Below are 26,295 nucleotides of genomic sequence, written 5' to 3'. Positions count from 1 at the left end.
CCCCCCCCCCCCCCCCCCCCCCCCCCCCCCCCCCCCCCCCCCCCCCCCCCCCCCCCCCCCCCCCCCCCCCCCCCCCCGCCCCCCGAAGGGGCCCCAGAGGAGGCTTGGGTCGCTGGTGTGGCGCCCGGCAAGGCTGTCTACCAGCCGCCCCGCTCGGCTCGCAAGGCGAATGCCACTGACCTCAATAGCGCTTTTTCAAGAACCCGTAGGAGTCACTTTAGTCGTGAAACGTGACTCTACTCAAGTCTTGCCGCGCTCGCTCAAAAACGATGCAGAAATACTATAGTCAAGGGAATACGCAGGTGCAAGTGCTGGAGCGATATTGATCCGAGCAGGCGCAGATGACCACCGTGCTCGCAGGTCCTCGGCCTTATCCGATGGCGTCAACCCCGGCGTGGCCGACCGCCAGCCAGTCATTTACGAATATAGAGGAGTTCCTGTCGCTGAGACGGCGCAGGCGCGTAAAGTAAAAATGAGCAACACAGATAATATGGGAGCAAAGTCTCCCCTTGAGAAAATCAAGGCAAAATATCCAAATCTTCATTATCAGATTGCTGATAGTCAGATGAAGGCAATGGACTATGCCAATAAGCGTATTGCGCAGATAAAGCTGGGTGGGAAGGTTCGCTTCCTCGATAGAACGGATCGTCAACTGGCGTTCTACTCGTTCCACGATATGGCAACGATCCTCGCTCACGAGACTGTTTTGATCGTCGGCTGGGAAGTCAACGAAGGCAAGAAGGTCCCGGTCGCCAAGCCGGTGCCGCTGTTCCGGTGGTGGGCCTGTCAGTCCGACCGTCGTCAGTACAGCGAGAAGGTGTTCCTGCCGTACCGGCCCAGCGGTCAAGCTGTTGGACTGCCGGATGGCGCCTTCAACACTTTCCAGGGGTTCGCCTACAAGCCCGCTTTCTCCAGCGGCTACGACTTGTTCAAGGAGCACGTCAACGAGAACCTCGCCGGTGGTGATCCTGTCCTGGCGGCGTGGCTTTGGGATTTCATGGCCGACATCTTCAAGAACCCCACGAAGCGTCCGCCTGTTATGCTGATTCTGCGTGGATCAAAAGGCTCCGGAAAGTCCACCTTCTCCAACGTCCTGGCGAAGCTGATCGGCGAGCGTTACTGCCCCGTCATCGATTCCGCCGTGGGCCTGACCGGACGCTTCGCAGGCGAAACCTTCGCTCACGCCATGCTTCTGGTCGTGGAGGAGGCGTACTTTGCCGGTGATCTGGCGTCGGAGGCGCGGCTCAAGTCTCTGGTGACGTCGCCGCGTTTGCCCGTCGAAGAGAAGCATGGCGCCACCACCATGCAGCCCGCGTACTTCCGACTGGTGATGACCGCTAACGCCGAGCACGTAGTGCCCTCCGGCCCCGGCGAACGGCGGTTCGTCGTCGCCGACGTCGCCGACCACCGTAAGGGAGACTCGAAGTTTTTCGCCGACATGTGGGCGGAACTGGAGGCGGGCGGCTTCAAGACGTTGCTCGCCGATCTCTGCGCCCGCGATCTGCGCAACCGAGACTGGTCGAAGCCGCCCAAGACTGCGGCCCTGGCGGATCAAGTCCGCCTGTCGCTGAAGTCGGACGAACGGTGGTGGGCGTCCATCTTGACCACCGGTGTTGTACCTTACGAACGCCTGCCTGAAGGAGCCGTGGCCGACGCTGACGCGGAATGGTCGCTCGATGCGCCGCTGGTCATCGCGCGCGCCCACCTGCTGGCTAGCTATCAACAGAACTGCCGCGCCTACGGCGGTTCGCTGTCGCCCGAGAGCCTAGGCCGCTTCCTGCGCAAGGTCGTGGGTGACAGCCTGAGTTCGGTCAAGGCGACCTTTCCGTTCCGTGGCCGCGTGAACTGTTACCGACTGCCGAGCCGTCGCGAGGCACTGGCGTCCATGCAGGGCGCTTACCCCGGTCTTATGTTGTCGCCGGAAGCCGACGCTGAGGATCTCGATGCGGCTATGCCTCGGGAGGCTCCGGCGCTTTCTGCTGAAATGTACGACGTCGCTGTCCACCGCGCCCCGACCTAGGCAGCCCGGCCGATCCGAAGCAAAAGTGTCCAGGTTCGAATTCTGCCGGACCTGGACACCGGTCTGGGTGTCCTGGCTGTGTCCCGGTTCGGCACCAGCTACGGAGACGCCGCAAACCACTGCCACCACACACATTCCTGTCCAGAGTCCCAGAGTCCAGGTTCTTTCCTGCTTTTCTAGAGAAGAGAGAAATAGAGGTGAAGATGCCGTGACCTCTGAAGAGTGGTGGGAATCGGGTGAGTAAATGTAGGGGTCAGCCAAAATGGTTGGAGAACCTGGACTCCTGGAGTTTAGGTTGGGCGCAGTCGCACTGGTTTCGTCTGTTATGAAGCGTCCTCCCAAAGCGGGCGTGGCTGAAGCCATCACGGAGCAGGAATAGTCCGAAATATAGTACAGTAAGTGTTACGGTTAAGGTGAGTCCGCCTGGACCGCTCGCGTCCAGAGGCGCACCTGAACAACGACACTTGACGACCGACGATTTTCTTGGCCGCCATCAGCCGATGGCAGGCCCCAAAAAGCACCACCGAGTTCCTAAGTCGTATCTGGCCCAGTTCACCGGAGGCGATGACAGGCTTTGGGTTTACGATCCCACGTCTGACGGGCCGCGTAGTAGCCGTCCGCTCAATGAAGCGGTCGAAACCGACCTCTACAGCGTGGTTGCCGCAGACGGGACCCGTGATACGCGCGTGGAGAGCGTCTTAGCGGTGCTAGAGAGCTGCGGCGTCCCTGTCCTTAAGGCGGTCGCGTCGGGCGCTCTCAGTCTCGCCGATCTGTCGGATGAAGACCGGCTCGCCTTCGCAGCCTTGGTCGCGTCGGTCTACCTTCGATCCGATACCTCGCGGCAGCGCTTCGCCGAATTCGAGGGCCGCCTCCTTACCCGCGCCGCTGATTTGCTGCTTGGTCACGACGGGGCGTGGGAGACGTTCGCCCGGCGGCAGGCCGAGGCGGGTAAACCCATTTCGCCAGAGGAACGCGCCCACACGCGCGAATTCATGGCGAACCCATCGCGCTACGAACTGCACATGAGGAAGGACGCCACGATGGCGCCGCTGGCGAACCTCGATACCGCGTCTAAGCTGATGTTTCAGATGCACTGGACACTCATCGCGGCTGCGCCGGGCGAGGTGTTCGTGACCAGTGATAATCCGGTCACTCTGGTCATCGCGAATGCCAGGCCTGGATTCATGCGCGGCGGGCTTGGAAGCCGGGACGCGGAGGTTACGTTGCCGCTGTCGCCATCGGTCGCGCTCTTGATGCACTGGCACCCCGACATGTCTGACTGCATCAAAGCCAACCGCGAGACCACCCGCCACCTGAATCGGATGCGCGCCGGGTTCGCAGAACGATGCATCTACGCAGACCGTCGGTCGGATGGCATATGGCGTCTGGCCAGTAAACACGTCGGAGAGGCAATCGACCGATCCGAAAATGAAGGCGAGGCTCCGGTGAAACTGATCCGACCGGGCAAGTGGCGCGACTGACCGTCTCGCTTGGGTATACCCGGATGGGCTGTCTCGCTGTCCAACCCAACAGCCGCAGTCTCGCGTCTCATAATATGTCTTGAAACCCTGCAAATCAGGGCATAGACCTTTTGAGACAGTGCCGTTCTGGCGCAACGGAGGATCAGATGGCTTTGGTGGGTTACGCGCGTGCGTCCAGTATCTCGCAAGATACTCAGATTCAGATTGAGGCTTTGAAGGCGGCAGGCGTCGAGGACGACCACCTGTTCGTCGAGAAACGTTCGGGGGCTACGACAGAGGGCCGTGACGAACTAGCCGCCTGTCTGAAACACGCGCGGCGCGGCGATACCGTTCTTGTGACTAAACTGGACCGGCTTGGCCGTTCGGTGAACGACCTCAGCCGCATCGTCGCCGACCTTGAGTCGCGCGCCATCGGCTTCCGGGTTCTGGATCAGCATGGGATCGACACGACGACGACAACGGGGAAACTGCTGTTTAACATGCTGTCGGCATTCGCCGAATTCGAGACGGCGTTGCGCGCCGAACGCCAGCGCGCTGGGATCGAAAAGGCCAAGGCCGAGGGGCGCTATACTGGCCGCCCGGCGAAGATCGATCCTATCGAGATTGCTCGCCTCAGAGCTGAAGGCCTGGGCGCAACAGAGATAGCGCGACGGCTGCGCGTGGGGCGCGCGTCTGTTTACCGGGTTATGGGCGGATTAGAAGCGGCGAGATAATCCGGCTTCGATCTTAGCCACCAAGGAATGACAGACGGGGGGGACCCGTCGGCCCCCCTTAACAATCTGTTAAGGTGCCGGCGCCTGGGGCAACGCCAATAAATTGACCGTACGCAGACCACTTTTGTCGTTGCGAAGCTGTTCTTCGTAACAACATCGCCTCAGGAATCCATCTAGGCGTTTCGATTCCAAGATTCGGTTTTCTGAAAAATTTTGAATCGATATTTCGCAGGCGGAGCCATCTCAGTGCGCGGTGACGATGACGTCCTGGACATGGCTCTTCCAGCATGCAATATGGATTGCATGCGACCAATCTGTATTGATCTTTTTGCTGGTTGTGGCGGCCTGTCGCTGGGTCTTGGGGCTGCCGGGTTCTCGACGCTGTTCGCAGTCGAAGCCCATGCGGACGCCTTCGCCACCTACAAAGCCAATCTGCTCGAAAATTCCGAGCGGCAGCACCAGTGGCCGGAGTGGCTCGAACAGCGCGCATGGCAGGCCCAAGACGTCCTCGCGAACCACAAGGGTCAGCTCGTTGAACTACGGGGCAAAGTCGATCTAATTGCTGGCGGCCCCCCTTGCCAAGGCTTCAGCATGAATGGCCTCCGCAAGCCTGATGATCCTCGCAGCCAGATGGTGGAGGTCTATCTGGATTACGTCGATCTTGTTCGGCCGAAACTAGTCCTGCTCGAAAACGTCGTTGGCTTCCGCTCGATGAAGCATCGCACAGGCGGTACCTACAGCGAATACGTCGAACGCAAGTTGCAGGAAATGGGCTACGAGACGTGGGCGGGCGTTCTGCGTGCAGCCGATTGGGGCGTTCCACAACGCAGGCCCCGCTTTGTGCTTGTGGCCGCACGTAAAGGTACCCTGCCTGGTATTGATCCGCTGCAACGCCTGCGGGTCGCAAGAAAGGCCTTCTTGTCGAATCGCGGGCTGGGTCCTGGCCACACCAGCGCCCGCGATGCGATCTCAGATTTCGAATCTGATGAAACAGGACTGTCTTTTGATGAAGACTGGGCCCACCTAGGCTTCAGAAAGCTGGCGCGCTCGCCTGCCGCAAAATCTCGCTATCAAGAGCTGATGAGGGCTGAGAGCAGCGTCGAACCTGGCGACCTAAGACTTCCCCGCCACGCCCCGATGTTGGTCAAACGTATGCAAGACATCTTAGACAACTGCGAAAGGGGAGTGTGCCTTCGGCCCGCCGATCGGGATCGGCTAGGCATCAAGAAGCGTTCGACGACGCCATTGGACCCGAATGCCCCATCTCCAACGATCAGCACGTTGCCGGACGATTTCGTACACTATTCGAAACCACGAGCTATGACCGTTCGGGAACACGCACGACTGCAATCCTTCCCCGACTGGTTTGCGTTTAGTGGTCCCTACACCAGTGGCGGAAGCCGCAGACGCGATGCTTGTCCAAAATTCACGCAAGTTGGTAATGCTGTGCCTCCGCTTCTCGCCGAGGCGCTTGGGGAAATGCTAGTCGGTCTGTTGACCGTCCAGCAGAGTGACCAGACGCATCATATCCCTGAGCGCATCGATATGAGCCGCGAACGTTCGACGGATGTCGGCGAAGTCGCCGATATTGATGTCGTCGCTGCCTTGTAGAACCCAACCGTTCTCGCCTTTTACTTCGACAACGTGCCCGAGAATGTTGCGTTTCGCGAGAACGTTCTGATCGTATTGGGCGCTGGCCTTACGCAACTCACGCAGGCGATCGACCTGTTCCGCACTCAGACCAAACGCTTCCGGCGAGGTTGCCGCAATCTTAGTGAGCCTCCGAAAGTGCTTGAACAACTTGGCACTATCGACAGCTCGCGTTTCCAGTCGCGCTACCAGATCGCCGAGCACGGCCGCTTCGTAGGCATGTTTGACGTCCGCCATGAACTGCAAGACATCCTCGTCTAGATCGGAGGACTTTCCTTCACAGGCTGAGTCACGGGCCGCCATCGACATCACGGCGACCCTCATCAGTTCGTCGCACTCTGCGACCACCCTCATCGCCAACCCTCGCATCCCAGATAGCCTATCGAGCGATCGGGCTGTCTGGTCGATAAGCGCACCTGCCCGGTCGATAAAGCGTTCGCGAGCGCTGCAATATACGCCCTCCACTTCCTTGTCGGCGATCTTACGGCGCAGCTCTCCCTCCTGCGCGCTGCCGGAATAGAAGAGGATCGTCGTCGATGGGAAAAGCCCACGAATTTTGGGCGCGAGCTCATCGCCGTTTTCGTCTTTGAGGCGATAGTCGAGCAAGATTAGATCGTAGAGATGGTACAGTTGATGCCCGCGTGCGAGGGCCTCTATGCCCTCGCTATTGGGTATTGTCTCGATGCGGGCTACAAAACCCGCTTCCTGTACTCTGCGACGCAGAGCTTCTTCTTCCTGTTCGCTGAATGAGTCCTCGATCCATAGGATGCCGAGATCAAGGTTCATGCGTCATCTCCGGGGATCACGATCTCGAAATCCGCGCGCGTACCATCGCCAACCAGCTCGATCGTTGCGTCCATGCCCTCAAGAATTTGGCGCACGCTGTACAGACCGAGTCCCGTGCCGTTGCTCGAACCGCTATAACCCCGTTCGAAAATTTTGGAGGAATCGACCTTTCGGTCATCGATGCCAACACCGTCATCGCTGACCTTGATTAGGACAGAACCCTGTCCCTTGCGGCTCGCCACGAACTCGACTTTCCTCGCCTTTGCCTTCCTGGCGTTATCCAGCAGATTGTCTACGAGCACGGCGATATCAACGGGCGAAAATTCTCGCTCAAGGGTCTGTCCCGCTGCGTCGAATGAGGAGAGGGGCATACCCGGCACGCCTGAAAGACGTACTTCAAAATATTCGGTGAGGAATTGGAGCAAGTCCCCATGAACCTTGTCAGTCTGCAAATCGACACGAATGTTCGGCGCGAACGACAGGACCGTGCGCAGGCGATCGCCAGAAAGGCTCGCTCCGGCGATGGACGCCGAGACACGGCGCGCGGATTGGCGGATGGATGCGAGCACATCCTCTACATCGTCCAGGTCATCCAATCCTTCCGGAAGGACCGCAGCATCGAGAACGTTACGCGCCTCGTGCGCCGCGTTTGCGATCGCCGATCGGACGTGGCCCAGATGGATTGCGGCCTGGTGCATAAGCAATTGAACGCGTTCTACATCGACGTCACGACTGCTCCCGAGGAAGGCTGCCTGCTGTTCGAGCCTGGCGATCCGGGCATCAGCCTGCGCTCTCTCTTCTATCGCGCGCTTGGCGTCTTCGCGGGCTTCCTCGCGAGATGCCTTAAGTTCCTCAACGCGTTGCCTCGCCTCCTCGACTTGCCGGAGCAGTGACGTATCGCCACGACTCTCAGCCAGATCGGATACAGCCTTGAGTGCAGCATCAGTGACCTGATCAGGATCGTCCGAGACGCGGACTATCTCTTTGTCATAGTAGAGGACTTCCACGTCCTTTGAGCGCGCGAGCGCACCCACGATACCAAGAATGCGGTCGCGGGCCCGGTCGGTTTCCAGGCCTTCGGAAGTGTCGCGATCCTGATCGCGCTTGTCCTTCCAGTTGACACCAACGACATAGCGTTCAAGGCGGAAAATCATGTGTCGCCGGATCGCTTCGTACAGCGCACGTGTCCGGGCATCCTCGACAAGTCCTGAGTCTCGGCTGGATACCTCGCGGAACATTTTTGGTCGCGCCGTCACATCCACCCGGCCGATGATGTCACGCGTACCGAGATAGCGCGATTGTCCTTGTTGCTTTCTTCGGTTCAGCCCCAGCGTGTCGTCAAGCTCGTCTCCGATTGGGAATATTCGGAAGCGGTTCAGGAAAAGGAATACGCTTCCGAACTCGACCGGGCGCACCCCCATACGCAGCGTGAAAGTCTGCTTGGCCGATCTGTTTAGGAAATAGACTTGCCCCTCGACTAGGCAGTCAGCAAGTTCTTCATACGGTGAAGGCTCTCTGATCGTATAAATCTTCCGACCCCGATCGAAGAGGGTCGTCTCGATGAAGCCGCCTTCGATCGCGACCTCAATGCGACTTGTCTTCTCGCGCAAGAGGTCTGAAATCTCGTTGCCTACGGGACCATCGACGCCCTCTATCCTCTGGGTCGATCCGTCCAGAAACCATGTGCAGACAGCGACATGACTCGTGGTGCCGAAGGGATCGATCAGCTTAGCGAGGTCGCGCCGCAGTCGGCGTACCGCGTCCTCGTCCCATTCTTGCCGCGTATCCCGAATAACGAGCACAGTCCCGTGGGCTTCGGGCTCATTGGCGTTGTGCACGATTGGGAACGCCGACGCCGAGCCGAGCTTCACATCAACTTCTTGAAACTCTTCGATGCTGTCCCTTTCGAATAGGGTCCAGTCGATATCCAACTTCTCGATCGAGTCCGAACCCTGAGCGCGGCTGTATAGCTCAAGGCGTTTCCCCAGCGTGTCGCATGCGAACCGGCCGATGCCTTTGCTACCTGCAAACTGACCCGCTGGTCTTATCTTGTCGCGATAGTTGTCTGGCGTTGCGAGCGCCTTCTCCGAGTAGGCCACGAACAGCCATTTGTCGCGTATGTCGGATGACGTCATGCCGCGACCGTCATCGACGATCTTTATCGACCTCTCACTTGGGTCGAACTCGATATCGACGCGCGTAGCCCCGGCGTCGAAGGAGTTTTTAACGAGTTCGAAGATCGCGACGAACTCGTTCGTCACCAGGTCTCGCCCGATGATGTCCTTGAGGTGGGAGCTGACTCGGAAGGATTCGGAAGTCGTCATCGCTATCGCATACCGCACTTTCCGGTGGCCACGAACAATCGTCGATTTTCACCAGTCATTCATAAGCGCGCCACGTTTGCTGCTGGAGCCGGGCGGCCGTTTTGGATTTTTGGCAGGTTCGGCCGTCACGGCTTCAGGTCGGGGCGTCGGGCAGAAACGCGTTCCAAATCTCAGCTATTCGCGCGGCAGGAACCACCCGTTCGAGAACCAACGCGGTCGCCAGCGCCGTCACACGATCAAGTGGTATTGCTTCGCTCAAGGCTGCCCCGGAGGCTGCGAACTTAGCGTCGTCGTCTTTCGACCAGCCTCCATCAGGTCCAGCTCGATTTTCGTCGTGAAAGGGAATCTTGTCGGCAGCGGCGTTCTTCCCGAGTGCCTGCTGGATGAACTGCTGTTCGGTGAGGATTACGCCTGACCGATCGGTCAACCGCCCCGCTGCAAATAGGGCCACTTCAACCGCGTACCCAGCGACAGCTATCAGCCTGCGCTCTTGTTGTGAGCTGACACCAGAAATACGATTCCGTCCGTGAAGGGTTGGCTGTTCGATGATCTCCATGAACTCAGGCGCGACCTGAAACACTAGAGATGCTGCTGCGTGCCCGGCCTCGTGCATGGCGACAGAAGCTTCCGAGGGCGGGATAAACTGAATCAAATGCGGGATGGAGGTGGTCATTTAACAACCGTAGCGGGCTTGGCGAGGTCGGGGTAGCGCTTGTCTGTAGCCCGGAAGAACGCGGGGGCATAAAGGGGCATCGGCCGCGTGTAGGCTCGCATTCGCGTTGCAGCTAAAGCATTGTAATTGAACCAATTCAGCCCCACCGGCGTGGGTGCATACCTGAATCGGCTCGCACCCGTCGCCGCCTACCAAACAAAAAGGCCGCCGGATCGCTCCGGCGGCCTTTCGTGTTTCTGGCGCTCGCTTTCGATCAGAAGCGGAAGCTGGCTCGCAGCAGCAGCGAGTATCGGACGTAGTCTTCCAGCAGTTCGGCGTCGCCGGTGACCGACAGCATGCCTAGTTCGTTGCCGAAGTTCAGACGGAAGCCCAGGATCGGTCCGCCGCCCTCGACGGCGTCCGGCGACAGGATGAAGTCGGGGCCGCCGCTGGCGAAGCGGGCGATGGTCTCGCCGGCGTCCACGGAGATGTTCTGGCGATAGCCTATGCGCAGTTCGGGACGGACCCAGCCGTTACGACCGAAGCCGTAGCCGATGTTCATGGCGGCCACCGCCGAGAAGATGTGGCTGTCGCGCGAATCGATGTCGAGGTCGAAGCCGTCGCCGCCGCCGGTCTCGCTGCGGGCGCCTTCGGACAGGCTGAAATACTCGCCGTAGATTTCGGGGCGAACGTTCAGGCGACCGAAGTTGCGCTCATACGAAGCGCCGCCGGCGACCGCCGCTGTCCAGCCATGCCAGTCGGACTTGTTGTTCAGATAGACGCCGCTGGCGACCAGAGAGCGGTCTGCGGTGAAGGAGGCGTAACCGCCGGCTGCACGAGCCCAGGTCGTCCAGTACTGACCTTGGGCGCGCCAGTAGAGGCCCAGTTCCAGCAGGTTGGCCGACAGCACCTCTTCGGCCTCGGCCTCGGGGTCCTTGATGTCGGACGAGGTGAAGGCGGCCGTGATGCCGAAAGCGCCCAGGCTGGAGCCTTTCTCCACACCGCCCGCGACGCCGAAGCCTTCCGAGCGGAAGCCGTAAGAATCGGTCTTGTCCTTGTCGGCGTAGAAGTTGATCTCCTGCACCCAGGCGCTGGTTTCGCCGGGCGCAGCGACGGCGTTGCGACCCGTGAGGGCGCGGGTGACCGCGTCCACGCCGGCCGACAGCGACATCAGCGGACCGCCGGAATGGTCGGGCAGCATCTGCTCATAGGCGTCAACGAAGCCATCGCGCGAGGTCTGCGACAGGAAGAGGTTGCGAAGCGTCTCGTTGGACCCCAGCGCGCCGTACACGGCGTCGTAGGCGGAGGCTTCGACTTGGATCAGGCCGGCTTCCGTTGCGGTGCGGCGGCGCGCATCGACATAGACGGTGTTGCCCGCAACGCCGCCTTCCACAACATAAAGATAAGGCGAGTTGTCGGACAGTAGGGTCTGGTTGATCTGGCCCACATTCAGTGTGCCGGCGGTGATGATGTTGAATCGTTCGGGCCCATCAATGAGCGACGCGAAGCGAACGCCAAGGGTCGAGCCGGTCGCCAGGGTCGCATTGCCGCTGACATTGAAGCCGCCGGCGCGGTCATTCGCTGGGTCCAGATTCACCAGCAAAGTGCCTTCTGCGCCGATGTTCAGGTTGGAGATGGCCGTCGCGCCCGTCTGGGTGGCGGCCAGCGTGCCCTTGGACACGTTGATGTCCAACAGGCCGTCAGCGTTCCCGATGGCGCCCGAGACGACAGCGCCGCCGCTGATGTTCAGACGGTCCGCGCCGGCCCCGAAATCGATATCACCATTGACGACGCCGTTTTCGATGTTGAGCGTATCTGCGCCCGAGCCGAGCTTGATCGCGCCCACGATGGCCGGTTCGGTGGCGTCCGGCACGCCGTCCTTGTCCGTATCGACCGCCGTGCTGTCCGAGGCGGCGAGGACGCCGTACTGGCGCAGCGTGATCCCGGTCGTGTTGGCGGACAGGTCGATCGCCGTGACTGTCCCATCGACGGCGGTCGTGTCCGTGCTGTTAGCCGTCAGTGAGCCGATGATCGATCCGGCGTTGTTGAGCTGGGTCAGCGAACCCGATTGGTCGCGGATGACAGTGGCCGAGCCATGGTTGCCGCCGAACGAGGCCACGAGGTTGCCGGTGTTGGTCAGCGATCCGACGTTCGCGCCGGCGCCGATCAGAATGGCCGTGGCGTTCTCGGTCTTGCTGCCCGAGGCGACGGCCTGGATGGCGCCCGAGTTGTTGATCGTGGGAGCGGTGACACCCGATCCAATCCACACGCCGGTGGAGTTGGCGTCTACGGCGGTCGATGAGATGCCGCCTTCGTTGCGGACACCGCCGACCACGTTGACCGCTTGGCCGCCTGTTACGCCGAGTTGAACCGCGCGGGATTCGACGCCGGAATACAGTCCGGAACCGATGATGGTGCCACGGTTGATCAGGCCATACGCCGCGTCGCCCGTGCCGACGGCGCCCAGGGTCACGGCATTGGTGGTGGAGCCGATCAGCAGGGCCGGCGCGCCGCCCAGCGAGGTGATCGAGGCAGCGGTTTCGCTGGCGTCCGGGATGCCGTCGCCGTCACGGTCCGTGTCGTCGCGGTTCTTGACGCCGTCGCCGTCATCGTCCTCGTCGCCGTTCTTGACGCCGTCCTTGTCGTCGTCGCCCTCGATGCCCGCGTCGGAATAGGCCAGAGCCTTGTCTAGCAGGACGCCGCCGGCGACGTTAGCGCCCACGCGCACGGCCGGCCCGCCTTGGAGCAAGTCATCCGCGTCCAGTTCGTCGAGGAATAGGGTCGTTGCGTTGTCGAAGGTGCCCGTGGTGGGGCGTACGGACGGAGGGGTCGTGTAGCGGTAGCCCGTAGCGACGACCGAAGAATGGATCTTCAGCGCCCCGCCAACGTCGCCCTCGATGGAGACGCCGGTGGCATTGGCGCCGAGCGCCGAAATGGAGCCGGCGAGATCGACATTGCCGGAGACCGGGCCGGTCGTTCGGATGGCGGTGCTGTCATTGCCGGTCGCGCGTACCGTGCCCAGGCTCTGCAGCTTACCGCTCACCGCAGATTCGACCGACAGGCCGTAGGAGTTGTTGCCCTCGACCGCGATCGCTCCAGTGCCTTCAACCAGGATGTTGCCGGTGAAGGGTGACGCGCCGGTCACTCGCACGCCATATCGGTTGGTTCCGGTCGCGAAGGGACCGTCCAGGTCGCCGTCGCCGTCCGTATCCTTGATGTCGGCCGTTTCCTGCGTGTCGTTGACGGTGATGGTTCCGCCGACGATGACCGAGCCGGTGTTGCCGCCGTTGACCAGGATGCCCGTCGAACCGTCGGCCGACTTGTCCATGGTGATCGAGCTGCCGCTGTCCAGATCGACCGTGTTGTTCGAGTTCAAGGTCACTGCCGCGCCGGAGGCGACGGCGACGCTGCCGCCGCTGGCGATGCGGATGTTATCGGCGGCCGTGCCGGTCGCATTGGAGGTCTGGATCGGCGTCGTCCGCGCGGTCGAGATGACGATCTCGGCCTGAGCTCCGGCGGCGGCCATCAAGGGGGCGATCGCTACGGCGGTCGCGAGCAGAATACGCATTCGGTAGAAACCCCTGGTGGTCACGCATCACGGTACGGTCGATCCCTTAGCAGGGTCCGCGCCAGCCTTCCAAGTTTATCGAATTTGAGGCGAATACAAGGCCGCAGTTGCTGGCGACCCTGCCTATGAACGGACCCGTGTTCTGCGGTTCGCGAGCGTTGCGGGGGATACGGAGCGTTTTGCAACGCGTCGCTCTTGAGCTTTGCCGCGACCGGGTTTACGGCCGTCACGAGGTCTAAAGGCCGCGTCCCGGCGACGCATCCAACGAACCCCTTCGGCGTTCGACAGCCCAGACCAGGCGAGAACACCCCATGAGCATGACAGACCTCGACGTTCAGGAAAGCGAACTCCGACTGATTCCGGGGCTGGACGTGGAAGTCGCCGATACCTTGCGGGCCTTGAAGGCGGCGGCGATGGACGAGCGGCCGCGCCTGGTGGACACCACCATGCTGTATGCGCCGCGCTCGGGCGGGGTGAAACGCTACATCCTGTCGAAGAAGACCTGGATCGAATCAAACCGGCCCGGCGTCAGCCATTCGCTGATCGTGCCCGGCGCCCGGCACAAGGCGCGCGCCGACGGCATCGTGCAACTGCGGGCGACCAAGCTGCCGTTCGGGGACGGCTATCGCTGGCCCAGCTCGGTCAAGCGTTGGAGCGCATGGGTGGCGGCGATGAAGCCGTCGATCATCGAGGCGGGCGATCCTTATACGCCAGGGCAGGGCGCCCTGGAGGCCGGCCAGCGGGTCGGATGCCCCGTCGTCGGTTTCTGCCACTCCGATCCTGCGGGTCTGGCGGCTCTGCACTTCGGCGAATGGGCCAAGAAGCCGGTCGAGAAGCGCTGGGCCAAACTGTTTTCGCAGTTCGACCGGGTGGTGTCGCCCAGCCGGTTCATCGCGCGACGGCTTGAGGAGGCCGGGGTCGACAATATCGTCATCCGTCCCTTGGGCGTGGAGATCGACACCTTCCGGCCGGAACGCCGGGACCGCCAATGGCTGCTGAACAAGCTGGGCCTAGGCGAGGACGCCCGGTTGCTTTGCTTCGCCGGACGGCCCGCGAAGGAAAAGAACGTCGATGTGCTGATCGAGGCGGTCCAGAAGCTGGGCGCGCCCTACTATCTGGTGCTGGTCGGCGCGGGCGCCGGGATGCCGGAGGAAGATCGCGTCATCTCCATGCCTTATGAGAGCGATCCCAAGGCGGTCGCCAAGATCATCGCGAGCTGCGACGCCTTCGTCCACGCCAACGACAAGGAGCCGTTCGGCCTGATCGTGCTGGAGGCCATGGCGTGCGGGCGACCCGTGGTGGGGGTCAACGCGGGCGGTGTCGCCGAGACGGTGGACGAGACTGTCGGTCAGTTGGCCGTCAGCGCCGACGCCGACGACTATGCCCAGGCGGTTGAGGCCCTGTTCGCCCGCGACATTGAAGCCATCGGTCGGGCGGCGCGCGAGAAGGCGGTCAGCCAGTTCGCCTGGAACCGCGTGTTCGAGGACCTGTGCATGGTATACGGCGAGCTGACGGGCGAGGCGGCCTTCGTGAACCCGGATACGGCGCTGCCGCTGCATTGACGGGGGGCGTGCAGACGCACGGCGATCAGCGATTGAATTAAGGCGCGTTCCGAAACGGGGGCGCGCCACTTCTTTTTGCAATGTCTGGAAAAGAAGTGGCGCGAGTGACGGGGCTCGAACCCGCGACCTCCGGCGTGACAGGCCGGCACTCTAACCAACTGAGCTACACCCGCGTTTCCCGGCCGAAGCGGCTGTGCGCCCCGGCGAGGGGCGTCGTTTAGGCGGGCTGGCACATCGCGTCAAGCGACCTTTTCGGAGAAACGCGACCCTCAACGCGACGGGGCTGTGGACGGGGTGACGATCGCCGCCTGGGGCGGGCTGTGCGGGCCCGCCAGGCCGCCGCTCAACGGCTCCTGAGCGGCCACGGCCGGGGCGGGCGGCTCATAGTGGACGCCGACGCCCGGCCCCAGCGGCAGGTCGAAGGCGACCCAGGCCGCCACCATGGCGAGGCCTGCGACCAGAAAGGCCCCGGCATAGGGCAGCATGGTCGCCATCAGCGATCCCAGGCCGAATCGCGGATCCCAACGCTGGGCGAAGGTCAGGATCAGCGGGAAGTAGCTCATCAGGGGCGTAGCGATATTGGTGACCGAATCGCCCATCCGATAGGCGGCCGTCGTCATCTCGGGCGAAATGCCCAGCAGCATGAACATGGGCACGACGATGGGCGCCAGGGCCGACCATTTGGCCGAGGCCGAGCCGATGAACAGGTCGAAGAAGCATGAGACGAAGACGACGCAGATCAGCAGCAGCGGAGCGGGCAGGGCCAGGGTCTTCAGTCCGGCGGCCGCGTTCACCGCCAGGATCGGTCCCAGGCCCGACCAGTTGAACATGGCCACGAAGTGGGCGGCGAAGAAGGCCAGCACGATATAGGGCGCCAGCTGGGCGATGCCGTCGCGCATCATCGTCACCATGTCGCGGTGCGACTTGATCGTCCCGGACCCGGCGCCATAGGCCCCACCGGCGACGAAGAAGGTGATTGCGAAGAAGGCGACCAGGGACTTGTAGAGCGGATTGAACTTCTGCTCCGGATCGACCTCGGGATCGACGAACGGCGAGCCGGGCAGGAAGGTCAGCGTGGCCCACAGGGCGATCATGCCCAGAACCGCCAGGCCGGCGAACCGCAGGCCGCGCTTCTCGGCGGCGGTCAGGGGCTGTTTTTCCGTGGCGTTGGGGGCGGCGACGCCCTCAGCCGGCTTCCAGACGCCTAGGCGCGGCTCGATCACGCGATCCGTCAGGAACCAGACGATGGGGGTGAAGACGAACACCACGCCCACGATGAAGAACCAGTTGCCGGCGATGTTCACCGAATAGGACGGGTCGATCAGTTGAGCGGCGGGCTCCGTAATGCCCAGGATCAGCGCATCGCTGGCCCCAGGAAACAGATTGCCGGCGTATCCGCCCGAGACGGCGGCGAAACCGGCTGCGAGGCCGGCCAGTGGGTTGCGGCCCGCCGCGGCGAAGATGACGGCCGCCAGGGGAATGACGACCACATAGGACGCGTCCGACGCGTGGTGGGACACCATGCCGGTGACGACGACGATCGGCGTCAGTATGGCGCGCGGCGCGTTCAGCAGGGCGCCGCGAATGGCCGTGGCGAACAGGCCCGTCCGCTCGGCGACCGATGCGCCATAGATAATGGTGATGACGATCCCCAGCGGCGGGAAGTCGGCCAGGGTGCGCGGCATGCCAATAATCAGCTGGCCCAGGTTCTCAGGCGACAGCAGGCTCTTGGCGACCAACTGATCGCCGGTCACCGGATTGACGGCGGACCACCCCAGGCCCGCGCCGACCATGCTGAGGACGATGAGTCCGGCAATCAGCCAAAGGAACAGGAAGACGGGATCGGGCAGGCGATTCCCGATCCGCTCCACGGCGTTCAGGGCGCGGCTGGCTGCGCTCATTCGGATGACTTTCGGTTACACGATCAGGCCCGCAATAGGGCTTTGCGGACGCCAGCCGCGCAAGCGTCGGGCCTGCGACATATGGCGCAGAAACTTGCGATCCATTCTCAATGAAAAGCCAATGTCCGCAGGGGTTTGAACGGCGACGTTCTTGGGTCTAAGAAGCGCCGAATCCCGCCTCTCCCCGGCGGACGAGGTTCTTCGAATGAACGCATTCCTTCTCGAATATCTTCCGGTGGTCATCTTCGCGGGCGTCGCCGGCCTGATCAGCATCCTGTTCATCGCGCTGCCGCTGCTGCTGGCGCCGAAGAATCCGGATTCCGAAAAGCTTTCGGCCTATGAGTGCGGGTTCAACGCCTTCGACGATGCGCGCATGAAGTTCGACATCCGCTTCTATCTGGTGTCGATCCTGTTCATCATCTTCGACCTGGAAGTCGCCTTCCTGTTCCCGTGGGCGGTGTCGATGTTCGACCTGTCGCACGGCAGCATGATCTTCGCCTTCTGGTCGATGATGGTCTTCCTGAGCGTGCTGACCATCGGCTTTATCTACGAGTGGAAGAAGGGAGCCCTGGAATGGGAGTAGTCGCCACTTCCACGCCGACGACCCTGGTCACGGCTTCCGGCGCGCCGCTGGTTCCGGCCGGCGCCGCCGCGCGTTCGACCGTCGAGGGCTATGACCCCAAGGTCCACGACAAGTTCTTCGAGGCCGTGAACATGGAACTCGGCGAGCGGGGCTATCTGGTCGCCGCCGCCGACGACGTCATCAACTGGGCCCGCACCGGCTCGTTGATGTGGATGACCTTCGGCCTGGCCTGCTGCGCCGTCGAGATGATCCAGATGTCGATGCCGCGTTTCGACGTCGAGCGCTTCGGCATGGCGCCCCGCGCCAGCCCGCGTCAGTCGGACCTGATGATCGTCGCCGGCACCCTGACCAACAAGATGGCCCCGGCCATTCGCAAGGTCTACGACCAGATGCCCGACCCGCGTTACGTCGTGTCGATGGGCAGCTGCGCCAACGGCGGCGGCTACTACCACTATAGTTACAGCGTCGTTCGCGGTTGCGACCGCGTCGTGCCGGTGGACGTCTATGTGCCCGGCTGCCCGCCGACGGCGGAAGCGCTGCTTTACGGCCTACTGCAACTGCAGAAGAAGATCCGTCGCACGGGGACGATCGACCGATGACGTCTCTGGCTGTTCAAGCGCAACACGAAGCCGCCCTGACGCCGCTGGGCGCGGAGATGGTCGGCGCCTTGGGTGTTGAGGCGCAGATCGCATTCGGCGAGCTGACGCTGGTCGCGCCGCGCGAGCGGATCGTCGAGGTGCTGACCGCGCTGCGCGATCAGTTCGGTTTCCAGCAGCTGCTGGACCTCTGCGGCGTGGACTACCCGGATCGCAAGGAGCGGTTCGAGGTCGTCTATCATCTGCTGTCGATGACGCGGAACGCGCGCCTGCGCGTCAAGGTGTCCACCGATGAGAACCAGCCGGTGCCCTCGGTCATTTCGGCCTATCCGGCCGCCAACTGGTTCGAGCGCGAAGCCTACGACATGTACGGCATGCTGTTCTCGGGCCACCCGGATATGCGTCGCCTGCTGACGGACTACGGCTTCGAGGGGCATCCCCTTCGCAAGGACTTCCCGATGACGGGCTATGTCGAGGTCCGCTACGACGAGGAACAGCGCCGCGTGGTCTATGAGCCGGTCAAGCTGACGCAAGAGTTTCGCACGTTCGACTTCCTGTCGCCCTGGGAAGGCGCCGAATACCCCGCGCCGGTCCTGCCGGGCGACGAGAAGGCGGGAGGCCAGGCGTAATGGCTGACGGAAACCCCACCCTGCCGCTGGGCGTCGATGTGTTCGAGGACGAACTCGACACGCGCACCGCCCACGCGCGCGACATGGAAGACCGCAAGTTCACCATCAACTTCGGTCCGCAACACCCGGCCGCGCACGGCGTGCTGCGTCTGGTGCTGGAGCTGGACGGCGAGATCGTCGAACGCGTCGATCCGCACATCGGCCTGCTGCACCGCGGCACCGAGAAGCTGATGGAGGCGCGCACCTATCTGCAGAACGTGCCGTATCTGGATCGCCTCGACTACGTCGCGCCGATGAACCAGGAGCATGCCTTCTGCCTGGCCATCGAAAAGCTGCTGGGCATCGAGGTGCCTTACCGGGCGCAACTGATCCGCGTCCTGTATTCGGAAATCGGCCGCATCCTGTCGCACATGCTGAACGTGACGACCCAGGCCATGGACGTCGGCGCCCTGACGCCGCCGCTCTGGGGCTTCGAGGAGCGCGAAAAGCTGATGGTGTTCTACGAGCGCGCCTGCGGCGCCCGTCTGCACGCCAACTACTTCCGTCCCGGCGGCGTCCACCAGGACCTGCCGATGGACCTGATCGACGACATCGGCCGCTGGTGCCACGAGTTCCCCCCGGCGCTGAAGGACATCGAAAGCCTGGTCACCGAGAACCGCATCTTCAAGCAGCGCAACGTCGACATCGGCGTGGTGTCCAAGCAGCAGGCCCTGGAGTGGGGCTTCACCGGCGTGATGCTGCGTGGGTCGAACATCGCCTGGGACCTGCGCAAGTCGCAGCCGTACGAGTGCTATGCCGAGCTGGAGTTCGACGTCGTCGTCGGCAAGAACGGCGACTGCTGGGACCGCTATCTGGTGCGCATCGAAGAGATGAAGCAGTCGGTGCGGATCATGGAGCAATGCATCCATAAACTGCGCAACTGCCCCGGCGAGCCGGTGATGATCGAGGACAACAAGATCGTTCCGCCGCGCCGTGGCGAGATGAAGCGGTCGATGGAATCTTTGATCCATCACTTCAAGCTGTACACCGAGGGCTTCAAGACGCCCGAGGGCGAGGTCTACGCCTCGGTCGAAGCGCCCAAGGGCGAGTTCGGCATCTATCTGGTGTCGGACGGCACCAACAAACCCTATCGCGTGAAGATCTCGGCGCCGGGCTTCCGCTCGCTGCAGGCGATGGACTGGATGAACCGCGGTCACCAGCTGGCCGACGTGTCCGCCATCCTGGGCTCGCTCGACATCGTTTTCGGAGAAGTGGACCGATGAGCGTTCGTCGTCTCGCCAAGGAACAGCCGGCCTCGTTCTCCTTTTCGGCCGACACGACGGCCAAGGCCGAGTGGTGGATCAGGAAATACCCGGAAAGCCGTCGCCAGTCGGCGGTGATTCCGATCCTGTGGCTGGTGCAGAAGCAGGAAGGCTGGGTCTCCGAACCCGCCATCCGCGCCGTCGGCGAACTGCTGGGCATGCCCTTCATCCGGGTGCTGGAGGTCGCGACCTTCTACACCATGTTCATGCTGGAGCCGGTCGGCAAAACGGCGCTGATCCAGGTGTGCGGCACCACGCCGTGCATGCTGCGCGGCGCCAATGAGCTGATGAAGGTCTGCAAGGACAAGATCGGTCCCAAGGATCACCTGTCCGCCGACGGCCGCTTCACCTGGCAGGAAGTCGAATGCCTGGGCGCATGTTCGAACGCGCCGATGGCCCAGATCAACGACTACTATTTCGAAGACCTGACGCCCGAGACGATCGGCCAGATCATCGACGATTTCGCCGCCGGCAAGACGCCGAAGCCGGGTTCCTATGCCGGTCGCGTCACGTCGGAACCGGCGGGCGGCGCCAAGACGCTGCTGGACGCCAAACTCTATGACGGCTCGGCCGCCAAGCCGATCAAGAAGCTGCCGAACAGCGACCCGGCGCCGGTTGAGAGGGCGCCGGCCTGATGGCGCCGCCTGATCTGAGCACCGACGAAGGCCGTGCGGCCTATCGCAAGGAACTGCGCAATGTCGGGCGTCCGCTGCGCGCGGGCGGACTGGCCATGGTCGTCGGCGCCGCCGTGCTGATCCTGATGTCGCGTCAGGGCGCGGTCGGGCCGTGGGCGGTCAATCTCTCCTACTTCATGCTGGCGGCGGGCTGGGTGATGGTCATCGCGGCCATCTGGATGCGCACCCGCCACCACAAGCGCCGTCTGGCGGAAGGACTCTGAGGGCCATGATCGGCATTCTCGAAGACAAGGATCGCATCTTCACCAACCTGTACGGCTTCCAGGACTGGACGCTGGACGGGGCGAAGAATCGCGGCGCGTGGAACGCCACCAAGGACATGCTGGACCTTGGCCGCGACTGGATCATCAACAACGTCAAGGCCTCGGGTCTGCGCGGCCGTGGCGGCGCGGGCTTCTCGACGGGCCTGAAGTGGTCGTTCATGCCCAAGGAAGTGAAGGACCGTCCTCACTACCTGGTCATCAACGCCGACGAATCCGAGCCCGCGACCTGCAAGGACCGCGAGATCATGCGTCATGATCCGCACCTGCTGATCGAAGGCGCGCTAATCGCCAGCTTCGCGATGCAGGCCCATGCCTGCTACATCTACCTGCGCGGCGAATACGTGCTGGAGCGCGAGCGGATGGAAGCCGCCGTCAAGCAGGCCTACGAAGGCAAGCTGATCGGCAAGGACAACGTCCACGGCTGGGACTTCGACGTCTATATCCACCACGGCGCCGGCGCCTATATCTGCGGCGAAGAGACGGCCCTGCTGGAATCGCTGGAAGGCAAGAAGGGCCAACCGCGTCTGAAGCCGCCGTTCCCGGCCGGTGCGGGCCTGTACGGCTGCCCCACCACGGTGAACAACGTCGAGTCCATTGCCGTCGTCGGCACCATCCTGCGTCGCGGCGCCGACTGGTTCGCCAGCTTCGGTCGTCCGAACAACACCGGCACCAAGCTGATGTCACTGTCGGGGCACGTGAACACGCCGTGTGTCGTCGAAGAGGCCATGTCGATCCCGCTGCGTCAGCTGATCGAGGATCACGGCGGCGGCGTTCGCGGCGGCTGGGGCAATCTGAAAGCCATCATCCCTGGCGGCGCGTCCTGCCCGGTCATCACGCGCGAGCAGGCCGAGACGGTCCTGATGGACTTCGATTCCATGCGCGAGGTTCGCTCATCGCTGGGAACGGCCGGCGTCACCGTCATGGACGAGTCGACCGACATCGTGAAGGCGATCGCCCGCATCAGCTACTTCTTCAAGCACGAGAGCTGCGGCCAGTGCACGCCGTGCCGTGAAGGCACCGGCTGGATGTGGCGCGTGCTGGAGCGGATGGCCGTGGGCGAGGCCGATCCGTCGGAGATCGACCTGCTGCTGGACGTCGCCAGCCAGGTCGAGGGCCATACCATCTGCGCCCTGGGCGACGCCGCCGCCTGGCCGGTGCAGGGCCTGATCCGTCACTTCCGTCACGAGATCGAAGACCGCATCGCCAACTACCGCAGCCGCCGCGCGAACTTCGCCGGCCATGCGATCGCCGCGGAGTAGGAATGCGCCTTTCGCCCGCCATCGTGATCGGAGCCTTCGCTCTCGCCGCCTGCGGCGAGCGTGAAGCTGCGCCCACGCCTGCGGAAAAGGTGTCGGCCGAGGTCAAGGCTTCGGACGCCGTGCAGACGGCGCCCAAGGTTCTGACCGTCGGCGAACTGCGCCGCGTGTGCCAGGCCGGTCTGGCCCAGGTGCATGGCCAGGAGCCGTCGGCGGTCGCCGTCGACGGCGTCGAGAACGGCGTGGTCCACGCCTCGTGGCGCGCGCCGGTCGATGGCGGGCGAATGCGCGCCGACTGCCGTGTGGAAAACGATCTGATCGTGTGGAAACCGCTCGATCTGCCCGATGCAACGCTCGTTCGCTGGATGAACCAGTCGGGCGACCCGGTGATCCGTTACGTCATGGACGGCGACACGATCACCATCACACAGACGCTCCCGGATGGGACCACGGAACAGGCCGAACTGGCCGTTCCCGCTGAAGAAGAGGCCCGCTGATGCCAGTCGCCAAGGTCAACGGCGTCGAAACCGAGTTCGAGCCCGGCATGACCGTGCTCCAGGTCGCCGAGCGCGCGGGACAAGAGATTCCGCGCTTCTGCTACCACGAACGCCTGTCCATCGCCGGCAACTGCCGCATGTGCCTGGTCGAGGTGAAGCCCGGACCGCCGAAGCCGCAGGCGTCGTGCGCGCTTCCGGCCGCCGAGGGCCAAGAAATCTTCACCGACACGCCGATGGTCAAGAAGGCCCGCGAAGGGGTGATGGAGTTCCTGCTCATCAACCACCCGCTGGATTGCCCGATCTGCGACCAGGGCGGCGAGTGCGACCTGCAGGACCAGGCCATGGGCTATGGCCGCGACGGCTCTCGCTATGCCGAGAACAAGCGCGCCGTCGAAGAAAAGGTCATGGGTCCGACCATCAAGACCTTCATGACGCGCTGCATCCAGTGCACGCGCTGCGTCCGCTTCATCACCGAAGTCGCCGGCGTGCCGGACATCGGCATGATCTCGCGCGGCGAGGATGCTGAGATCACGACCTATCTGGAGAAGTCGGTCGCCTCGGAACTGTCGGGCAACGTCAACGACCTGTGCCCGGTCGGCGCCCTGACGCACCGTCCGTGGCAGTACCACTATCGTCCGTGGGAACTGAAGAAGACCGAGACCATCGACGTCATGGACGCCCTGGGCTCGAACATCCGCGCCGACTTCCGTGGCTCCGAGGTGATGCGCGTGCTGCCGCGGGTCAACGAGGGCATCAACGAGGAGTGGCTGTCGGACAAGAGCCGCTATGTCGTCGACGGCCTGACCGCGCGCCGCCTGGACCGCCCGTGGATTCGTGAGAACGGCAAGCTGCGCGCCGCCTCATGGAACGAGGCGCTGGACGCCGTCGCCGCCAAGCTGAAGGCGGCCCCGGCCGACCGGATCGGCGTGATCGCCGGCGACCTGCAGGACGCCGAGTCGATGAAGGCGACGCTGGACCTGTTCCGCGCCCTGGGTTCGAACAACACCGACTGCCGCCAGGACGGCGCCGCCCTGGGCTATGGTCCGCGTGAGGGCTGGCTGTTCAACACCGGCCTGGAAGGCATTGAAAAGGCTGACGCCATCCTGATCGTGGGTGTGAACCCGCGCATCGAGGCGCCGTTGCTGAACGCCCGTCTGCGCAAGAGCTGGATCAAGGGCGACGTCGAGATCGGCCTGATCGGCGAACAGGCCGATCTGACCTTCGACTACGCCTATCTGGGCGCCGGTTCGCAGACCCTGGGCAAGCTGCCCAAGTCGGCGATGGACTTCCTGACCAAGGCCGAGCGTCCGGCGATCATCGTCGGATCCGGCGCGCTGAACGGGGAGGGCGGCCCGGCCGTCCTGAACGCTCTGGGCGCACTGGCCAAGAAGGTCGGCGTCGTGACCGACAGCTGGAACGGCTTCAACGTCCTGCACCACGCCGCATCGCGCGTCGCCGGTCTGGACATGGGCTTTGTGCCGGCTGAAGGCGGCCTGACGGTCGCCGAGATGCTGAAGCCGGGCGCGCTGGACGTGCTGTTCCTGCTGGGCGCCGACGAGGTCGATCCGACCGGTTCGAACGCCTTCCGCGTCTATCTGGGCAGCCACGGCGACCGTGGGGCGCACGGCGCCGATGTGATCCTGCCGGGGGCGGCCTATACCGAAAAGTCGGGCCTGTATGTGAATACCGAGGGCCGGGTGCAGATGGCCGAACGCGTCGTCTTCCCCAAGGGCGAGGCCAAGGAAGACTGGGCCATCATCCGCGCCCTGTCGGCTCGCGTCGATCAGACCCTGCCTTACGACACGCTGGAGCAGCTGCGCGCCAAGCTGATGGGCGATCATCCGACCTTCGGCCGGATCGACTATCTGCCCGCGCCGGCGGCGTTCGACGTGGCGACCCTGGGCGCCAAGGGCGACCTGGGCGACCGGATCTTCGCCTCGGCGATCACCGATCCCTATCTTTCCAATCCGATAGCGCGCGCCAGCGCGACGATGGCCGAGCTGTCCGCCCTGCGGATCGCCCCGGTCGCAATGGCGGCGGAGTAAGCCATGGACCCCGTTTCCTTCTGGGCCACGCCTCTGGGCTGGACGCTGATCACCGTCGGTCAGGTTCTGCTGATCACGGTCGGCGTGCTGATCGCCGTCGCCTTCCTGCTGCTGGCCGACCGCAAGGTCTGGGCGGGCGTGCAGATGCGCAAGGGTCCGAACGTCGTCGGTCCCTTCGGCCTGCTTCAGTCCTTCGCGGACATGATCAAGTTCGTGCTGAAGGAGGTCGTGATCCCGGCCGGTGCGGACAAGGCGGTCTTCATCATCGCCCCGATCATCACCGTCATCCTGGCCTTCATGGCCTGGGCGGTCATTCCGTTCGCGCCCGGCTGGGTGGTGTCGGACCTGAACGTCGGCATCCTGTACATCTTCGCGGTCTCGTCGCTGGGCGTTTACGGCATCATCATGGGCGGCTGGGCTTCGAACTCGAAGTATCCGTTCCTGGGCTCGCTGCGTTCGGCGGCCCAGATGGTGTCCTATGAAGTCTCGCTGGGCCTGATCATCATCAATGTGATCCTGCTGGCCGGCACCATGAACCTGTCGGCCATCGTCGACAGCCAGAAGGGCATGTTCTGGAACTGGTACGGCTTCGGCGGCGGCGCCGACACCTGGCCGCTGGTCGTGATCCTGTTCCCGATGTCGATCATCTTCTTCATCTCGGCCCTGGCCGAGACCAACCGCCCGCCGTTCGACCTGCCCGAGGCCGAGTCCGAACTGGTCGCCGGTTATCAGGTTGAATACAGCTCGACCCCGTACCTGCTGTTCATGATGGGCGAGTACGTCAACATCGTCTTCATGTCGGCGATGATCAGCCTGCTGTTCTTCGGCGGCTGGAACCCCGGCGTGCCGCAGGCCTGGATGGATGGGCTGCCGGCCTGGATCGCCTATGCGATCTATCTGCTGACCTTCATGATCAAGACGGTCTTCTGGTTCGTCTGTATCTCGATGGTGAAGGCCTTTGTGCCGCGCTATCGCTATGACCAACTGATGCGCCTGGGCTGGAAGATCTTCCTGCCGACGTCTCTGGTCGCAGTCGTGATCGTCTCGGCCTGGCGCGTCTTCGTGGTGGGGTCGTGATGAAGGGTCTTGTCATCGCTTTCGGCCTGCTGACGCTGACCGCCGCCTGCGCGCCCGACAATACGCGCATGCCCGAGTCGAGCTATCAGTGGCAGCAACGCCAGGACCGCATCGAACAGGACTGGCGCGCCAGCCAGACCGCCCCCCAGACCGCCCCCAAGACGACGCCCGCCCCCAAGGATAAGCCCTGATGTTCACCCGTATCGTCCAGGCGACCAAGGGCGCGATGATGCTGGACGTCATCGGCGCCATCGGTCTGTCGCTGAAATACATGGCCCGTCCCAAGATGACGGTGAACTACCCGTTCGAGCGCAATCCGCAGTCGCCCCGCTTCCGCGGCGAGCACGCGTTGCGTCGCTATGCGAACGGGGAGGAACGCTGCATCGCCTGCAAGCTGTGCGAGGCCATCTGCCCGGCCCAGGCCATCACCATCGAGGCCGAACCGCGCGCCGACGGCAGCCGCCGCACGACCCGTTACGACATCGACATGGTCAAATGCATCTACTGCGGCCTGTGTCAGGAGGCCTGCCCGGTGGACGCCATCGTCGAGGGGCCCAACTCCGAATTCGCCGTCGAGACGCGCGAGGAGCTGCTCTACGACAAGCAACGTCTGCTCGATAACGGCGACCGCTGGGAACGGCAGATCGCCAAGAATCTGGAACTCGACGCGCCTTACCGCTAAGGCGCATCTCGCTT

At 63.2% G+C, this 26,295-nt stretch carries 21 protein-coding genes and 1 tRNA gene; 17 read left to right on the top strand and 5 right to left on the bottom strand.

Annotated elements, in window-relative coordinates:
* The first annotated feature begins 472 nt into the window (after positions 1–472).
* The 4 genes from ACP693_RS11920 (at position 473) to ACP693_RS11905 (ending at position 5,825) form a co-directional block, all read left to right on the top strand.
* Entirely contained in the window at positions 473–2,020 is a 1,548-nt protein-coding gene (locus tag ACP693_RS11920; RefSeq protein WP_426016642.1) for a primase-helicase family protein, read from the top strand.
* A gap of 464 nt (positions 2,021–2,484) precedes the next feature.
* Positions 2,485–3,501: a DUF4238 domain-containing protein gene (locus ACP693_RS11915; RefSeq protein WP_426016643.1), complete on the top strand. Its 1,017-nt coding sequence runs from the start codon at positions 2,485–2,487 to the stop codon at positions 3,499–3,501.
* Between the two features lie 146 nt (positions 3,502–3,647).
* Positions 3,648–4,214, top strand: a complete 567-nt coding sequence (locus ACP693_RS11910; RefSeq protein WP_426016644.1) for a recombinase family protein — start codon at positions 3,648–3,650, stop codon at positions 4,212–4,214.
* Positions 4,215–4,460: 246 nt separating this feature from the next.
* A complete protein-coding gene (locus tag ACP693_RS11905) occupies positions 4,461–5,825 on the top strand; it encodes a DNA cytosine methyltransferase (protein ID WP_426016646.1) in 1,365 nt (454 codons plus the stop codon).
* An 821-nt stretch (positions 5,826–6,646) separates the two neighbouring features.
* Here the strand turns inward: ACP693_RS11905 and ACP693_RS11900 are convergent.
* The 3 genes from ACP693_RS11900 to ACP693_RS11890 form a co-directional block, all read right to left on the bottom strand.
* Complete coding sequence (locus tag ACP693_RS11900; protein WP_426016648.1) at positions 6,647–8,974, bottom strand: sensor histidine kinase; 2,328 nt, start codon at positions 8,972–8,974, stop codon at positions 6,647–6,649.
* 133 nt (positions 8,975–9,107) lie between these two features.
* Entirely contained in the window at positions 9,108–9,647 is a 540-nt protein-coding gene (locus tag ACP693_RS11895; protein ID WP_426016649.1) for a hypothetical protein, read from the bottom strand.
* 253 nt (positions 9,648–9,900) lie between these two features.
* Positions 9,901–13,194, bottom strand: a complete 3,294-nt coding sequence (locus ACP693_RS11890; RefSeq protein ID WP_426016651.1) for an autotransporter outer membrane beta-barrel domain-containing protein — start codon at positions 13,192–13,194, stop codon at positions 9,901–9,903.
* 311 nt (positions 13,195–13,505) lie between these two features.
* On the opposite strand from ACP693_RS11890, the gene ACP693_RS11885 reads away from it, so the two are divergent.
* Entirely contained in the window at positions 13,506–14,756 is a 1,251-nt protein-coding gene (locus ACP693_RS11885; protein ID WP_426016653.1) for a glycosyltransferase, read from the top strand.
* Positions 14,757–14,852: 96 nt separating this feature from the next.
* Here the strand turns inward: ACP693_RS11885 and ACP693_RS11880 are convergent.
* Together ACP693_RS11880 and ACP693_RS11875 are read right to left on the bottom strand one after the other, a co-directional pair.
* Positions 14,853–14,929, bottom strand: a tRNA-Asp gene (locus tag ACP693_RS11880).
* Positions 14,930–15,025: 96 nt separating this feature from the next.
* Complete coding sequence (locus tag ACP693_RS11875) at positions 15,026–16,657, bottom strand: AbgT family transporter (RefSeq protein ID WP_426016654.1); 1,632 nt, start codon at positions 16,655–16,657, stop codon at positions 15,026–15,028.
* A 205-nt stretch (positions 16,658–16,862) separates the two neighbouring features.
* Between ACP693_RS11875 and ACP693_RS11870 the strand changes: the two genes are divergently transcribed.
* The 12 genes from ACP693_RS11870 to nuoI all read left to right on the top strand — a co-directional run bounded on the left by ACP693_RS11870 (position 16,863) and on the right by nuoI (position 26,281).
* Positions 16,863–17,240, top strand: coding sequence for an NADH-quinone oxidoreductase subunit A (locus tag ACP693_RS11870; RefSeq protein ID WP_426016656.1), 378 nt, complete (start codon positions 16,863–16,865; stop codon positions 17,238–17,240).
* Positions 17,210–17,839 carry a NuoB/complex I 20 kDa subunit family protein gene (locus ACP693_RS11865; RefSeq protein WP_159851101.1) on the top strand — a complete coding sequence of 210 codons (630 nt, stop codon included), beginning with the start codon at positions 17,210–17,212 and terminating at the stop codon, positions 17,837–17,839. The genes ACP693_RS11870 and ACP693_RS11865 overlap by 31 nt, the downstream gene beginning before the upstream one ends.
* On the top strand, positions 17,836–18,465 hold the full coding sequence (locus tag ACP693_RS11860) for an NADH-quinone oxidoreductase subunit C (protein WP_426016658.1): 630 nt from the start codon (positions 17,836–17,838) through the stop codon (positions 18,463–18,465). Before ACP693_RS11865 ends, ACP693_RS11860 begins: the two co-directional genes overlap by 4 nt.
* 83 nt (positions 18,466–18,548) lie before the next feature.
* A complete protein-coding gene (locus ACP693_RS11855; RefSeq protein ID WP_346495527.1) occupies positions 18,549–19,727 on the top strand; it encodes an NADH-quinone oxidoreductase subunit D in 1,179 nt (392 codons plus the stop codon).
* A complete protein-coding gene (gene nuoE / locus ACP693_RS11850) occupies positions 19,724–20,401 on the top strand; it encodes an NADH-quinone oxidoreductase subunit NuoE (RefSeq protein ID WP_426016660.1) in 678 nt (225 codons plus the stop codon). Before ACP693_RS11855 ends, nuoE begins: the two co-directional genes overlap by 4 nt.
* Positions 20,401–20,664 carry a hypothetical protein gene (locus tag ACP693_RS11845; protein ID WP_426016662.1) on the top strand — a complete coding sequence of 88 codons (264 nt, stop codon included), beginning with the start codon at positions 20,401–20,403 and terminating at the stop codon, positions 20,662–20,664. The genes nuoE and ACP693_RS11845 overlap by 1 nt, the downstream gene beginning before the upstream one ends.
* Positions 20,665–20,669: 5 nt before the next feature.
* Positions 20,670–21,983: an NADH-quinone oxidoreductase subunit NuoF gene (nuoF, locus tag ACP693_RS11840; RefSeq protein WP_159851109.1), complete on the top strand. Its 1,314-nt coding sequence runs from the start codon at positions 20,670–20,672 to the stop codon at positions 21,981–21,983.
* A gap of 2 nt (positions 21,984–21,985) precedes the next feature.
* Positions 21,986–22,477, top strand: coding sequence for a hypothetical protein (locus ACP693_RS11835; RefSeq protein WP_426016664.1), 492 nt, complete (start codon positions 21,986–21,988; stop codon positions 22,475–22,477).
* Positions 22,477–24,522 (top strand): NADH-quinone oxidoreductase subunit NuoG, encoded by a 2,046-nt coding sequence (gene nuoG, locus ACP693_RS11830; RefSeq protein WP_426016665.1) that lies wholly within the window; start codon positions 22,477–22,479, stop codon positions 24,520–24,522. The genes ACP693_RS11835 and nuoG overlap by 1 nt, the downstream gene beginning before the upstream one ends.
* Positions 24,523–24,525: 3 nt before the next feature.
* Positions 24,526–25,599 (top strand): NADH-quinone oxidoreductase subunit NuoH, encoded by a 1,074-nt coding sequence (nuoH, locus tag ACP693_RS11825; RefSeq protein WP_426016666.1) that lies wholly within the window; start codon positions 24,526–24,528, stop codon positions 25,597–25,599.
* Positions 25,599–25,790, top strand: a complete 192-nt coding sequence (locus ACP693_RS11820; protein ID WP_426016668.1) for a hypothetical protein — start codon at positions 25,599–25,601, stop codon at positions 25,788–25,790. Before nuoH ends, ACP693_RS11820 begins: the two co-directional genes overlap by 1 nt.
* Positions 25,790–26,281 carry an NADH-quinone oxidoreductase subunit NuoI gene (gene nuoI / locus ACP693_RS11815; protein ID WP_017503987.1) on the top strand — a complete coding sequence of 164 codons (492 nt, stop codon included), beginning with the start codon at positions 25,790–25,792 and terminating at the stop codon, positions 26,279–26,281. Before ACP693_RS11820 ends, nuoI begins: the two co-directional genes overlap by 1 nt.
* The last annotated feature ends 14 nt before the right edge of the window (positions 26,282–26,295 follow it).

The sequence above is a fragment of the Brevundimonas sp. TWP1-3 genome (assembly GCF_049896085.1).
Classification (GTDB): Bacteria; Pseudomonadota; Alphaproteobacteria; order Caulobacterales; family Caulobacteraceae; genus Brevundimonas.
The sequence above is the reverse complement of the archived record's forward strand: the minus strand, read 5'-3'. Positions and strand labels throughout refer to the sequence as shown.